This window comes from Micromonospora sp. NPDC050276, from assembly GCF_044459545.1.
GTDB lineage: Bacteria > Actinomycetota > Actinomycetes > Mycobacteriales > Micromonosporaceae > Micromonospora.
This window is the reverse complement of sequence record NZ_JBITJA010000010.1, coordinates 161655-174571: the sequence shown is the minus strand read 5'-3', so window position 1 is coordinate 174571 and position 12917 is coordinate 161655. Positions and strand designations below refer to the sequence as shown.

General features: G+C 73.0%; 13 protein-coding genes and 1 pseudogene. 3 read left to right on the top strand and 11 right to left on the bottom strand.

Annotation, left to right across the window (positions count from 1 at the left end; all coding sequences use genetic code 11):
• Nucleotides 1-140: 140 nt before the first annotated feature.
• Together ACIBF8_RS22940 and ACIBF8_RS22935 are read right to left on the bottom strand one after the other, a co-directional pair.
• The gene (locus ACIBF8_RS22940; protein ID WP_030334228.1) at nucleotides 141-578 is read right to left on the bottom strand and encodes an ATP-binding protein; all 438 of its coding nucleotides are present in this window, start codon (nucleotides 576-578) and stop codon (nucleotides 141-143) included.
• A complete protein-coding gene (locus ACIBF8_RS22935) occupies nucleotides 575-931 on the bottom strand; it encodes an STAS domain-containing protein (protein ID WP_396785445.1) in 357 nt (118 codons plus the stop codon). The genes ACIBF8_RS22940 and ACIBF8_RS22935 overlap by 4 nt, the downstream gene beginning before the upstream one ends.
• 233 nt (nucleotides 932-1164) lie before the next feature.
• Here ACIBF8_RS22935 and ACIBF8_RS22930 point away from each other — a divergent pair.
• The 3 genes and pseudogenes from ACIBF8_RS22930 to ACIBF8_RS22920 form a co-directional block, all read left to right on the top strand.
• Nucleotides 1165-3651, top strand: a pseudogene (locus ACIBF8_RS22930) (DEAD/DEAH box helicase); the annotation flags it as partial.
• Nucleotides 3652-3750: 99 nt separating this feature from the next.
• Complete coding sequence (locus ACIBF8_RS22925; RefSeq protein ID WP_396785443.1) at nucleotides 3751-3960, top strand: hypothetical protein; 210 nt, start codon at nucleotides 3751-3753, stop codon at nucleotides 3958-3960.
• A gap of 164 nt (nucleotides 3961-4124) precedes the next feature.
• Nucleotides 4125-4703 carry a hypothetical protein gene (locus ACIBF8_RS22920; RefSeq protein WP_396785441.1) on the top strand — a complete coding sequence of 193 codons (579 nt, stop codon included), beginning with the start codon at nucleotides 4125-4127 and terminating at the stop codon, nucleotides 4701-4703.
• Nucleotides 4704-4928: 225 nt separating this feature from the next.
• Here the strand turns inward: ACIBF8_RS22920 and ACIBF8_RS22915 are convergent, their stop codons facing one another.
• The 9 genes from ACIBF8_RS22915 to ACIBF8_RS22875 form a co-directional block, all read right to left on the bottom strand.
• Nucleotides 4929-5348, bottom strand: a complete 420-nt coding sequence (locus tag ACIBF8_RS22915; RefSeq protein ID WP_396785438.1) for an Rv3654c family TadE-like protein — start codon at nucleotides 5346-5348, stop codon at nucleotides 4929-4931.
• Nucleotides 5348-5665, bottom strand: coding sequence for a TadE family type IV pilus minor pilin (locus ACIBF8_RS22910; protein WP_396785538.1), 318 nt, complete (start codon nucleotides 5663-5665; stop codon nucleotides 5348-5350). The genes ACIBF8_RS22915 and ACIBF8_RS22910 overlap by 1 nt, the downstream gene beginning before the upstream one ends.
• Nucleotides 5666-5766: 101 nt before the next feature.
• Nucleotides 5767-5934 carry a DUF4244 domain-containing protein gene (locus tag ACIBF8_RS22905; RefSeq protein ID WP_088981045.1) on the bottom strand — a complete coding sequence of 56 codons (168 nt, stop codon included), beginning with the start codon at nucleotides 5932-5934 and terminating at the stop codon, nucleotides 5767-5769.
• Nucleotides 5935-5956: 22 nt separating this feature from the next.
• Entirely contained in the window at nucleotides 5957-6616 is a 660-nt protein-coding gene (locus ACIBF8_RS22900) for a type II secretion system F family protein (RefSeq protein ID WP_396785436.1), read from the bottom strand.
• An 86-nt stretch (nucleotides 6617-6702) separates the two neighbouring features.
• Nucleotides 6703-7992 (bottom strand): hypothetical protein, encoded by a 1290-nt coding sequence (locus ACIBF8_RS22895; RefSeq protein WP_396785434.1) that lies wholly within the window; start codon nucleotides 7990-7992, stop codon nucleotides 6703-6705.
• A complete protein-coding gene (locus tag ACIBF8_RS22890) occupies nucleotides 7989-9200 on the bottom strand; it encodes a TadA family conjugal transfer-associated ATPase (protein ID WP_396785432.1) in 1212 nt (403 codons plus the stop codon). Before ACIBF8_RS22890 ends, ACIBF8_RS22895 begins: the two co-directional genes overlap by 4 nt.
• A complete protein-coding gene (gene ssd, locus ACIBF8_RS22885) occupies nucleotides 9197-10300 on the bottom strand; it encodes a septum site-determining protein Ssd (RefSeq protein WP_396785430.1) in 1104 nt (367 codons plus the stop codon). The genes ACIBF8_RS22890 and ssd overlap by 4 nt, the downstream gene beginning before the upstream one ends.
• Before the next feature lie 220 nt (nucleotides 10301-10520).
• The gene (locus ACIBF8_RS22880) at nucleotides 10521-11528 is read right to left on the bottom strand and encodes a CU044_5270 family protein (RefSeq protein WP_396785428.1); all 1008 of its coding nucleotides are present in this window, start codon (nucleotides 11526-11528) and stop codon (nucleotides 10521-10523) included.
• The gene (locus ACIBF8_RS22875) at nucleotides 11528-12082 is read right to left on the bottom strand and encodes an RNA polymerase sigma factor (RefSeq protein WP_396785426.1); all 555 of its coding nucleotides are present in this window, start codon (nucleotides 12080-12082) and stop codon (nucleotides 11528-11530) included. The genes ACIBF8_RS22880 and ACIBF8_RS22875 overlap by 1 nt, the downstream gene beginning before the upstream one ends.
• Nucleotides 12083-12917 lie beyond the last annotated feature (835 nt).

Below are 12917 nucleotides of genomic sequence, written 5' to 3'. Positions count from 1 at the left end.
TGTTGGAGGTCACACCCAGGTGGCACCGTGTCGCGATGATCTTCGTCGCTGTGTTATGAAACGAAATCTGATATAGGGCCCGATCCATGCAAAGAAGGCCGCATCCCCGGCAGGGGACGCGGCCTACGCAGCGGAACCGATCAGCGGCCGACCGGCCACACCATCCGCACCTCGGTGCCGATGCCCTCGTCGACCGGGCGCACCTGCAGGTCCTCGACGAAGCCGGCGAGCAGGGCGAAACCGACGCCGGTGGTCAGCGCCTCGTCGGTGAGCGACTCGTTGGCCAGCTCGTCCGGCGGCAGCGCGGTCAGACCGATACCCGCCTCGATCGGCGCCCGGTCCACGACCCGCACCGCGTACGAGCCACCGTCGGACATCTCCACCAGCACCGGGTCGGCCAGGCCGTACTGCCGGTGCAGCGCCACCGCGCGGGTGCACGCCTCACCGATGGCCAGGCGCACCTCGTCGAGCAGGTCCTCCCGGACCCCGGCGCGCCGGGCCACGGCGACCCCGACCAGGCGGGCGGTGCGCACGTGCACCGGGGCGGGCGAGAAGGAGAGCTTGACTGTCGCCATCACGCGCCGGCGCCCGCCGAGTCGGCGCTGATCGCCGCGTCGACCGTCGGGTGCAGCGGGAACACCTGGTCCAGCGCGGTGATCCGGAAGATCTTGAGCAGCGGCTCCTTGTCGCAGACCAGGGCGAACGAGCCGCCGGCCGAGCGCAGCCGCTTGAGCGCACCGACCAGCACGCCCAACCCGGTGGAGTCGAGGAAGTCCACCCGACCGAGGTCGACCACCACGTGACGAGCCCCGCCGTCGATCAGTTCGAGGAGTCGCTCCCGGAGCCGGGGCGCGGTGTAGACGTCCACCTCACCACCGACCTCGAGCACCGTGTGCTCGCCCAGGGTGCGGGTCGCCAGTGACAGCTCCATCGGTCCTCCTCGCCAGAGCCGTAAACTCTCGTGGGCATCTAACCACTACCGCCGGGGCGGCCTGCGGACGCCAGCGCAGGCTTCCCCTTACCCCGGTGTCCGACTTTTCATCTCCGAACACCAGTGCGAGAGTGCAGGGCGTGACCTCCAACGACTTCAGCTCGGCGCGTCGCACGCCGCGCCACGACCTGGAGTCGTCGTCCGCGGCCACCGTATCCGCTGGTCCTGACCTCGGGCCAGCGCCGGCCGACCTGCTGCGCAGGCTGCGCGCCCGGGGCGCCGTCGACCCGGTCACCCACGTCGAGCGGGTGCCGGCCCGCGCCGGGGTGCCCGCGCCGTGGCCGGCGTGGGCGTCGGCGGACCTACGCGCGGCGTTCACCCGGCGCGGCGTGGTCGCGCCCTGGCAGCACCAGGCCGAGGCGGCCACCCTGGCGTACGAGGGCCAGCACGTGGTCGTCGCCACCGGCACCGCGTCCGGCAAGTCACTGGCGTACCAGCTGCCGGCCCTGGCCACCCTGCTCGCCGACCCCCGGGCCACCGTGCTCTACCTGGCGCCGACCAAGGCGCTCGCCGCGGACCAGTTGCGCGCCGTCGCCGCACTGGAGCTGGAGGGGGTACGCCCCGCCTGCTACGACGGAGACACGCCGCGCGCCGAGCGGGAGTGGATCCGCCGGCACTCCCGGTTCGTGCTGACCAACCCCGACATGCTGCACCACGGGATCCTGCCCGGGCACGCCCAGTGGTCCGGTTTCCTGCGCCGACTCGCGTACGTGGTGATCGACGAGTGCCACACCTACCGAGGGGTGTTCGGCTCGCACGTCGCACACGTGCTGCGTCGGCTGCGCCGGCAGTGCGCCCGGTTCGGGGCCACCCCGGTGTTCGTGCTCGCCTCGGCGACCTCCGGTGACCCGGCCACCGCGGCCGGGCGGCTGACCGGCCTGCCGGTGACGGCGGTCACCGAGGACGCCTCACCCCGGGGCGGGGTGACCTTCGCGCTCTGGGAGCCGCCGCTGCTGCCACCCGACTCGGGCTCCCCATCCCCCTTTGTGCCCCCGCAGGCGACCGGCGACGACTCCTCCCCCTCGGTGCCCCCGCAAGCGCACGGTGACGACTCCTCCCCCTCGGTCCCCCCGCAAGCGCACGGTGACGACTCCTCCCCCTCGGTCCCCCCGCAAGCGCACGGTGACGACTCCTCCCCCTCGGTGCCCCCGCAGGCGCACGGTGACCACGACGAACTCCGGCAGGTCCGCCGGTCGGCGCTGCGCGAGACCGCGGACCTGCTCGCCGACACGGTCGCCGAGGGAGTACGCACGCTCGCGTTCGTTCGTTCCCGCAAGGGCGCCGAGGTGGTGGCCGCCAACGCGCGTCGAGCGCTCGACGACGCGGTGCCGGGGCTCGGCGACAAGGTGGCCGCCTACCGGGGCGGCTACCTGCGGGAGGAGCGGCGCGAGTTGGAACGGGCCCTGCTGCACGGCGACCTGCTCGGCCTGGCGTCCACCAACGCGCTGGAGCTGGGCGTGGACCTGGTTGGGCTCGACGCGGTGCTGATCTGCGGCTACCCGGGCACCCGGGCGTCGCTGTGGCAGCAGGCGGGCCGCGCCGGGCGCTCCGGGCAGGAGGCCCTCGCGGTCCTGGTGGCCCGGGACGACCCCCTGGACACCTACCTGGTGCACCACCCGGAGGCGATCTTCGGCGCGCCGGTGGAGGCGACGGTGCTCGACCCGGCCAACCCGTACGTGTTGGCACCGCAGCTCGCCTGCGCCGCGGTGGAGGCGCCACTCACCCCGGCCGACCTGGCCCTCTTCGGCGAAGGGGCGAAGGAGGCGGTCGACGAGTTGGTCGCGGCCGGGGCGCTGCGGCAGCGGCCCACCGGGTGGTACTGGCGGCACCGGGAGCGGCCCGAGGTGGATCTGCGCGGTGAGGGCGGCGCCCCGGTGGCCGTGGTGGAGTCGTCGACCGGCCGGCTGCTCGGCACGGTCGACGGCGGCTCCTCGCACTTCCTGCTGCACCCCGGCGCGGTCTACCTGCACCAGGGCGTCTCGTACGTGGTCGACGACCTCGACCTCGCCGACGGCTGCGCGTTGGTACGCACCGAGGAGCCGGACTGGTCCACCCACGCCCGCGACGTCACCGACCTGTCCGTGGTGTCGGTGCGCTCCTACGTGGACGCCGGGCCGGTCGGCATGTTCCTCGGCGAAGTGGACGTGACCAGCCAGGTGGTGTCGTACCAGCGGCGACGGATCGCCACCGGCGAGGTGATCGACACCCGGCCGCTCGACCTGCCCACCCGGGAGCTGCGCACGGTGGCGGTCTGGTTCACCCTGTCACCGCAGTCACTGACGCTCGCCGGGGTCCAGCCGGCCGATGTGCCGGGCGCGCTGCACGCCGCCGAACACGCCGCGATCGGTCTGCTGCCGCTGATGGCCACCTGCGACCGGTGGGACATCGGCGGGCTCTCCACCGCCCTGCACCCAGACACCGAGGCGCCGACCGTCTTCGTCTACGACGGGCACCCGGGTGGCGCCGGGTTCGCCGAGCGGGCGTACGGGACGGCGGCGGCGTGGCTGCGGGCCACCCGGGACGCGATCGCCGAGTGCGGCTGCGAGACCGGCTGCCCGTCCTGCGTGCAGTCACCGAAATGCGGCAACGGCAACAACCCGCTCTCCAAGCCGGACGCGATCCGAGTGCTCGACGTGGTGCTGGCGAACCTGCCCGACTGACCACCTTGCATGAATCGGCATGGCACAGGGCACAATGACATGGGAGCGCTTCCATCGATGCCTATGTTGCTGATCGCCCCCCGTGCCCGAGGAGAAGCCGTGGCCGACACCATCGCCGAGACCGTCGACCTGCTCTACACCATCGACCAGGACAATCTCACCCTCGACCAGCAGATCGCGCTGGGGTCCGCGCTGGCGGCCCTGGCCCAGGCGGAACGGCTGGAACAGATCAACGAGCGGCTACGCGGCATCCACCAGGTGCTCAACACCTGGGCGATGCGGGCGGCGACCTCGGTCGACAGCCGTTGACGTCCTCCGGAGTGGTCCTGCCAGGGCACCAGTGATCACTCCCTGCTGGGTAGTCGTCCGGCGGCCCCGACGGCTACCCAGCACCACCTGATCATGGAGAGCAGGGGCCGCGACGGTTGTCGGGCTGTGCGAGACTCCGGCGCACCAACCCCGGAGGAGTTCACATGCAGCTCGACAACTTGCAGGGCCAGCACCAGTTCCACATCCGCCAGCGACTGCGCATGATGGTCAACCAGTACGAGGTCCGGGCGGTCTCCCCGGACGGCACCGAGGGTGAGTTGCTGGCGTTCGCACAGCAGAAGCGGCTCGCCTTCAAGGAGCAGGTGACGATCTACACCGATGACTCCAAGCAGCAGCCCCTGCTCGGCTTCAAGGCCCGCCAGCGCATCGACCTCGGTGCCACGTACGACGTCACCGACGCCGGGGGGAACGCGATCGGCCTGTTCCGCAAGGACTTCGCCCAGTCGCTGCTGCGGTCCACCTGGCACGTCGAGCAGGCCGGCCTGCCGCAGGTGACGGGCCAGGAGCGCAGCCTGCCGGTGGCCCTGCTGCGCCGGTTCGTCGACTCGCTGTCCTGGCTGCCGTACCACTTCGACTTCACCGCCGGCGGCCAGCCGGTCTTCACCGTCGTGAAGAAGTGGGGCCTGCGCGACAAGTACGTCGTCGAGGTGCAGAACCCGCAGATCGACCGCCGCCTGGTCATCGCGATGGCCGTCGCCCTCGACGCGCTCCAGGCCCGCTGATCCACCCGGCCCAACCGGCCACCCACTCCTCGCCGCCGGCCGGGACTTGGACCTCGACCAGTCCCGGCCGGCAGGCTCGGGCGCCTCGGCCCTGAGGTGGCAGGCCATCGGCGGCTCGGCCCTGAGGTGGCAGGCCATCGGCGGCTCGGCCCTGAGGTGGCAGGCCATCGGCGGCTCGGCCCTGAGGTGGCAGGCCGTCGGCGGCTCGACCCGGCCATGCGTCGTTCAGCCGCGAACCGGGCCGGCACGGGCGCTCGCCGCGGCTACGCGGGTCAGGCCGGGTAGTGGCGTGAACGCCACCTCGACCGTCACCAGTACGTCGAGCCCGTCGAGGTGACAGCTGACCAGCCGGCCGTCGTTGCGGCTCGCGATGTCGGAGGCGGACGCGCAAACCACGGCGTCGCCGTCGAAGGCCCGGCTGGCCCCGGCCAGCGCGCCGAGATCGGCAGCCACCGCCGCGCGCTGCCTCGCCACCCCGGCGGCGACGATAGCGGCGCCGAACGTCCCGAACACCACGAAGACGAGCCCGATCGCCAGCAGCAGGACCGTCGCTCCACCTCGTTGCGGGTCCGGCCGACCATCAACGAGCCGATCGCCAGCCGGTTCGGGACCGGAGCGGGCTGACCGCTCGTCAGCTCGTCGCACTACCAACTCCCCTCGTGAGCGCCCGGTTCCACGGCGGCGACGGCGGTAGCGACCACGGTGATCCGCGGTAGGCGCCCGCCGAGCGTTCGGACCGGTGCCCGTACCGTCGCCCGCACCCGATCACCGTCGATGGACACCGACACCTCCGCTCCTGGCGGCGCCGCACGACCACCTTCCGCGCCGCCCTCCCCGCCACGGGCGACGGCAAGCGCCGCCTCCCGGGCCGTGTGCAGGCAGCTCGCCTGGGTGCTGACGGCGTTGACCGCGGTCAGCCCGGCCAGCAGGAGTAGCAGCAGCGCCGGCAGGCCAGCCGCCAGCTCGGCGGTGAAGGACCCACGCTCTCCGCCGCCAGCCCGTTCGGCGACGCGAAGTCTCCGCCTGCCCGGCCTGGAGTCGCGGCCGGCCCGCCGGCGCTCGATCACTTCAGCGCCCGGTCGATGACGGCGGTCAGCGCCGACTGGACGTTGCCGGAGGTCAGCACCTTCAGCAGGATGCCGGCGAAGGCGACCGCGGCGAGCGTGCCGACGGCGTACTCGGCCGTGTTCATCCCGGCATCGCCGCGCAGGCGAGCCATGAGTTTGCGCATGGTTGTTTCCCTTCTCGATGGGTCAGAGCACATCGCCGAGAACGGCGACGATCACCGGCACGAGGCCGGCGAGAATGAACGCCGGCAGGAAGCAGAGCCCCAGCGGCAGGACGATGAGCACCCCGGCTCGACGGGCCGATGCCTCGGCAGCGGTGGCCCGGTCGGCACGCAGGTCGTCGGCGAGCCGGGTCAGTGCGCCGGCCAGAGCGGCACCGCTGTTGGCCGAACGCAACGCCGCCGCGGTCAGGCGCTCCGCGCCGGGCACTCCGTCCAGCGCCGACCATGCCTCCGCCGGGCCACCGCCGAGGAGCAGCGTGCGGCCCACCCGGGCCAACCGGCCGGCGAGCGGCCCGTCCAGCGCCTCGGCGACGGCCAGCACCGACCGATCCACCGGGGCGCCCGCCCGCATCGCCGCGGCCAGGAGGTCGGCGGCGAGTGGCAGGTCGGCGGCCTCCTGCTGCCGTCGCTTGCGCACAGCGGGCGCCTCGATCCGGCGCAGTAGGAGATCGAGCAGGACCGCGACCGGGACAGCGCCGAGCAGCCCGAACCAGCCCTCGACCACGACGGCCACGGCAAGTCCGCCCAGCGCCGCCACGAGCCGGATCGCGTCCGGCCGCCGCCGACTGACCGAGCTGGCCTGGCTCATCGAGCTGGCCTGACTCATCGAGCTGGGCTGACTCATCGAGCTGGGCTGGCGCGCTGAGCTGGGCTGGCGCACCGAGCGGGGTTGGCTCGCTGGGCCGGGGCGGCTGGCCGGGCCCTGGGGCATCACGCGGGCCGCCCCGGTGTCGCGCCCAGCCGTTCGGCCCAGAGGAGGCCCACGACCTGCAGGGCGACCGCGACCACCGCGCAGGCTCCACCGACGGTGCTGTGCAGCAGCACCGCCACGGGATTGACGCCGATGCCGTAGCCGAGCCCGATCCCACCGATCGGCAGCGCCGCCAGTAGCCATGCCGTGGCCCGGGCGCCGGCTGCCTGAGCCGCCGCAGCGGCCAGACCCCGGTCGGTCGCCCGAGCGTCCGCTTCGATCCGCTCGACGAGCTCCGCCAGCGGCGCGCCGGTCCGGTCGGCCAGCCGCACCGCCGCCGAGGTGAGTTGAGCTAGCCGGCTCGACCCGTCGCGCTCGACGGCCGCGACCTCAAACGCCTGCGGTACAGGCAGGCCGGCCCGAAGGTCCGCCGCGAGGCCGCACAGTTGGTCCAGCCCTCGCCGTCGGTCCCGCTCGGCGCACCGGTTCGATCGCCAGCGCAGTGCGGCACGTACGGCCAGCGTGCCGTACCCGGCAACCGCGACCGCAGCCACCGGCCCGCCAACCACGGCACCGACACTGCCTCCCACCAGGCCGATCAGTGGCAGCACCCGGGTCGTCGATCGCGAGAGGCGCACCGACGCGGTTGCGCTCGGCCCACCGGAGGTGCTGTCGACCGGGCCGTGGCGGAGGTCCCGGCTATCGATATCCGCGTACCCGTCGGCCATCGCCACCTCGGACGCGTCGCCCCGACAGCGCGTCTCCTGGTCGCCGTGCCCATCGGCGGTTGCCCTGCTGAGGACGTCGACCCGCCCGTCCACACCGTTGACCCCGATCGCGGCCGCCGACGGGGCAGCGGCCAGATCCGCGTCGAGCATGGTGGTCTCCGCCGGCCGGGCGGCGCCGGTCGGCCGTCGGGGATCTCGACGGGACGGTGGGCGCGTCGGGCCGGCCGGACGCGTGCGGCCCCCGGTCGCCCCGGGCCAACTCGGGCCGCGACTGAGGTCCCGGACGGGCCAACCGAGCGCCGTCCGCACTCCACCGGAACCCGCAGCGGTGCCCGGCTCGCACGCGGTGCCGGCCGAATGAACCGAGACCGGGGTGACGCCGAGGCCCTCGCCCGGTCCGTCCGGCGTGCGACCGAGTTCCCTGATCCACTCCAGGAGGGCGTCATCCGGATCGACACCGCCACCTTTCCGTCCCGGCGTCAAAATCCGACGTCGGCGGGCCCGAATGCTCTGCACGGGCCACGCCACCACGGCTGCGGCGATCAGGAGCAGTGCCGCCACCAGCATCGTCTCGCCGCTCATGCCGGACCCGCCGATCCGGGCCACGGCTCGCTGAGGATCGGCGGCACCGCCACCCCACGCTCCCGCAGTAGTGCCCCGAGGGCACGGGCCGCGAGCCCGAGCCCACTGCCACGCACCCAGGCGGGCACCACGGTCACCAACCGTTCGGGCCCCTCCGGCAGCAGCAGGCAGACCGACTCCAGAACCCGACCCCGGTCGCCCCGCCGTACCTGGAACAGCACCTGCAACGCGGCGGCCACCTGGGCGTGCAGCGCGGCCCGGGGCAACCCACCCAACATGCCCAGGGCCTCCAGCCGGGCCGGCACGTCGGACGGTGTGTTGGCGTGCAGCGTGCCAGCGCCCCCGTCGTGGCCGGTGTTGAGCGCGGCCAGCAGATCGACCACCTCACCGCCTCGACACTCCCCGACCACCAGCCGGTCCGGGCGCATGCGCAACGCCTGTCGGACCAGGTCCGCGAGACTGACCACGCCCGTGCCCTCCACATTGGCGGTACGCGCCTGGAGCCCCACCACGTGCGGATGCCCCGGACGCAGCTCAGCGGCGTCCTCCACCAGCACGATCCGTTCGGTGACCGGCACCATCCCGAGCAGCGTGTTGAGCAGGGTCGTCTTGCCCGACCCCGTGCCCCCGGTGACCAGGTACGCCAGCCGGGCCGCGACGACGGCGGCGAGCAGCGGTGCCAGCGGTCGCGGCACCGTCCCCTGGCGCACCAACTCGTCGAGGGTGAACGGCCGGTGCCGAAAGGTCCGCAGGGACAGGTAGGGGCCGTCGGTCGCCACCGGCGGTAGCACCGCGTGCAGTCGGGTGCCGTCAGGAAGCCGGGCGTCCGCGTACGGGGAGCCGTCGTCGAGCCGCCGCCCCGCGCTGGCGATCAGCCGCTGCGCCAATCGGCGTACGTCCTCTGCCGAACCCACCGGGACAGCGACCTGGTGCAGCCCCGACCCGCGGTCGACCCAGACCCGGGTGCCGTTGACGAGAACGTCGGTGACCGCCGGGTCGGCGAGCAGTGGTGCCAGCGGCCCGGCGCCAACGAGGTCGTCGCGCACCCGGTCGGCGATCCGGAGCATGGCGGTGTCACCGAGCACTGCCGCGGTGGGCTCGGCCCGTACCGCCGAGACGATCGCCGCCGCGGTGACCGGAGTGGTAGCGGCGGCGATCCGCTGTCGCACCCGGGCGGCGAGACTGCCGTCCTCCAGCCGGCCGGTCATGCCGCACCCGTGGCCGGCGCGCCGGTGAGGTCGGTGACGATCCGTTGGCAGAGTGCGGCCAGTGGGCCCTTGCCGTCGGCTGCCGGCGCCTCGCCCCGCTCCAGCCCACGGCAGATCCCCGGCTCGGGTCGCAGCGTGCCGGCCAGCGGAAGCCCCAACGCCCGTGCCACTTCGCTCGCGCGCAGCCGGCCCGGGGCAGGCCCGCGCACCACCGCCGAGAGCGCCGCGCAGTGTGGGGCGGCGGCGGCCACCACCCGAGTCGCCGCCGCGGTGGCACGCAGTTCGGCCGGCACGACGATGAATGCCTGGTCGGCGGCCTGCAACGCCACCACAGCCGCGTCGTCCAGCTGTCGGGGCAGATCGACCACCACAAAGTCACGACCACGCCGGGCCGCGTCGACCGTCGCCGCCATGGCCGCCGCCGGCAACGCCAGCATCTCCCCGCGATCCCAGGAGAGCACCACGAGATCACCCCGGCTGGGCAGGGCCTGCACCAGCGCCGGGGCGTCCACGCGCCCGTCGGCACCGGTGAGCGCCGGCCAGCGCAGGCCATCCAACTGCTCCCAGCCCAACACGAGGTCGAGGCCACCACCGAGCGGATCGGCGTCGACCAGCAGCGTGCGGAGCCGGGCCCGGGCGGCGGTCACCGCAAGGCCACCGGCGAGCACACTCGCGCCTGCACCACCCCGACCACCCAGGACCGCGACGATCCGGGCGCCGACGCCGGCCGGGCGGCCCGGATCATGCTCGGCGAACCGATCCACCAGCCACGGCTCCGCAGCCGGAAGCATGGCGACGTGCTCGGCCCCGATCAGCTCGGCGATCTGCCAGCCGGGGTCGAGCTGACCGGCCCGGCCCACCAGCACGAGCCGAGGCCGCTGCGGCAACCGGGCGCGCAGGCACGCCTGCGCCTGATCGGCGCCGAGCAGGACCAACGGCGCGGGAAGCCATCGGGTACGGGCGGCCGCTGGGTCACCGGCGAGCTCCACCTCGGTCCCGCCGACGGCGGCGAGCCGGAGCACATCATCGAGCAGATCGTCGTCGCCGGTGACGACCAGCGGAAGCCGGCGGATCGGCGGAACCGTGGTACGGGATGGCATCGCGGCCTCCAGCGGTCGGGCTCTGGTATGCCGCCAACCCTGGTCGGAATCCGCCCCACGGACCGCCCCGATGCGCTCGCCTGTGGACAACCTGGTGCCCTGTGGAAAAACCCCACCAAGACAGTTGATCTGCTACGAGCGTGGGCATCTTCGCAGCTACTGCCGCTGCGGCAAAGACAGCGGGGCCGCTCCCGGAAAGAGCGGCCCCGAAGGTCGACGGTCAGCCGAGCCGGTCGGTCCAGGCGACGTCGAGGATCACCTGGTACGAGCTGATCCGCGTGGGCGACAGCGTCAGCCGCTCGTGCGCGAGCAGTTCGCCCGTATGTGGATCGAAGATCAGGAGAGACTGCGCGTCGTGCTCGCGGTCGTCGAAGGTGACAGCGACACCGTTCCGGCCGGCGCGGTCGGTGACCTGCCCCCGCCAGCGGAAGCCGGGCACGTCGGCGAGGACCCGCAGGACCGCCGCTCGGGTCGCACGCGGGACGACGTACCGCCCGTAGAGCGTGCTGACCTCCTTACTCGCCGCTCCCGCGCCGTGCTCGACCTTCAGCAGCTCCCGCAACTCGGACGGGACGGCCGACGGCGGCCTGAGCTCCCTGGGCGGTAGCGGAACGACACTCGGTGCAGGGGTGCCGGTGGCTGCTGATCGCCCAATGCCCGCGCGCTGCCAGTAGTCCCGAGACTCCTGGTCGGGGTACTGCGGCTCGAGTTGCGTGTTGACCTGGTTACCGGTTCCGTCGGCGGCCTGCCAGACCTTCGTCTCGTCGGCGAAGGCCACGTGGTGGCGGCCGTCGGCCGAGGTCATCACCGGGTCGCCCCACACCTTCGTGTGGTGGTACATGTAGCGCCCGCTCTGGTGGTCGTACGCCGCGTCTTTGATCTTGTCGGCCAGCATGCGGAGCTGCGGGCCGGCGGCCGGCGGACCCGCGTCGAACTGGTACGCGACCGGCACGAGTACCAACCCGGCTGCCGCCGCCGGTTCGCCCGGAGTGTCCGGTGCGCCCTCGCCGAACGGCTGGAGCACCGCCACGGCGCCGACCGCCACCGCCAGCGTGCCGGCAGCCAGGACCAGCCGGCGGGTCGGGCGTACGCGACGCCCGACCACTGTCTCGGTAGCGCCGGCGCGGTCGATCAGCTCGCGCGCCGAGACCGGCGGTGGCCCGACGGCGACGTTCCGGGCCGGGTCGGCCGGGCCGAAAAGTGTACGGGTTCGCTCTGCTCCGAACATCACAGATCCTCTCGAATGGGCATCAGCACCGGGCTACGCCGGGTCTGCGCGGGTCGGTCCGACATCGCTTCGGCAAGACGGCGGCGGGCGCGATGCAGGCGCACTGCGGCGGTCGCCCCGGTGCAGCCGAGAACCTTGGCCGCCTCGGATACCGTCAGCTCCTCCCAGCCGACCAGCCGGAGGATTTCCTGGTCGAGGTCGTTGAGGTTGGTCAGAGCAGCCCAGATGTCGGCGACCCCCACGCTCGTGTCGGCACCCGGCGATCCGGCCAGCCGCTCGACGTCGACATCGGTGATCGAGAGGAGGTCCGGGGCGCTACGTCGCGACCGCCACTGGTTCGCCAGAAGGCGTCGGGCCACCCCGTACAGCCAGGGCAGGCTGCGCTCCGGGACCTCGGCGCGACGACGCCAGGCGACGACGAAGACCTCTTGGGCAAGCTCCGCCGAGGCATCCCGGTCAGCGAGCCGGCGCAGGCCGTATCGGACTATGTGCGCGTACTCGGCGGCGTAGAGACTGGTGAACCAGCCCTCGTCCCGCTTCTTCGGTGGACCCACCCCGAACCCCCATTGCCTCGGCGACTCTCACCCTGGCTTGTGTCGCTGCGGGCCCCGGGATTACCGCAACCCCGAGGGCGGGTGTCGCCCACGGGAAACGGCAGTACCCGCTTCCAGGCCGCTCCGGCGCGCGATTGCCGTTTCCGCTCCCCGGCGCATGCGCCTCGAAGTGCCGGGAAGATGTTGCAGGCGACGGACCTCGTCGGGCGCCAACTCGCGGCGGCTGGACAGTGCGATGGCGGCGCCGTACGGCCGGACACCGTCAGGCCGGGCAAGCAGCACGGCGACCGGGTGATCAAACCAGAAGCGTGATGCTGCCGCGCTCGTCACGGAGCGGCGGATCTCTGAGGAGCGCGGGGGTCCGGCTGACCTCCGCTGACCTTCGTCCGCCGTCCCGACCGGCCGCCCCGGAAGACAGACCTTCAGCTGGCCGGAAGCGATCCCGGGAAAGGGACGACCCCCGTCGGGGGGAAAGTGACCTGACGTAGCAGCGAGTGTGATCAAATGCCGTGCCGCGTGGTCAGGCGCATCGGTCGTGCCGTCGAGCATGATCGAGCCGGGCTGCGCGGTACGACGTTCGCTGACGATCCGCTGACTTCCTGCGCTTTGCGCCGAACCGCCAGCGATCAACCGTGACGGGCGCTACTGGCCGCCCGGCGCCGCTCCCGCCGAAGTCGCCAGCTCGGCTTCAATCCCCCATGCCTGTCGATGTGCTCGCACAGCTCGCGTTGACGGTAGGCACCAGGCACACCACGTCCAACGGCCACCCAGAACGCCTTGGCCTCGCCCAGGTGCCCGCTGCCGGTGTACCAGTACAGTCCTGGATTCTCCTCAC

What these genes read in the sequence shown, in the direction of transcription:
- ACIBF8_RS22935 (WP_396785445.1), bottom strand. Translation starts at nt 931, where the DNA reads ATGGAGCTGTCACTGGCGACCCGCACCCTGGGCGAGCACACGGTGCTC.
- ACIBF8_RS22920 (WP_396785441.1), top strand. Translation starts at nt 4,125, where the DNA reads ATGCAGCTCGACAACTTGCAGGGCCAGCACCAGTTCCACATCCGCCAG.
- ACIBF8_RS22905 (WP_088981045.1), bottom strand. Translation starts at nt 5,934, where the DNA reads ATGCGCAAACTCATGGCTCGCCTGCGCGGCGATGCCGGGATGAACACG.
- ACIBF8_RS22900 (WP_396785436.1), bottom strand. Translation starts at nt 6,616, where the DNA reads ATGAGTCAGCCCAGCTCGATGAGTCAGGCCAGCTCGATGAGCCAGGCC.
- ACIBF8_RS22895 (WP_396785434.1), bottom strand. Translation starts at nt 7,992, where the DNA reads ATGAGCGGCGAGACGATGCTGGTGGCGGCACTGCTCCTGATCGCCGCA.
- ACIBF8_RS22890 (WP_396785432.1), bottom strand. Translation starts at nt 9,200, where the DNA reads ATGACCGGCCGGCTGGAGGACGGCAGTCTCGCCGCCCGGGTGCGACAG.
- ssd (WP_396785430.1), bottom strand. Translation starts at nt 10,300, where the DNA reads ATGCCATCCCGTACCACGGTTCCGCCGATCCGCCGGCTTCCGCTGGTC.
- ACIBF8_RS22880 (WP_396785428.1), bottom strand. Translation starts at nt 11,528, where the DNA reads ATGTTCGGAGCAGAGCGAACCCGTACACTTTTCGGCCCGGCCGACCCG.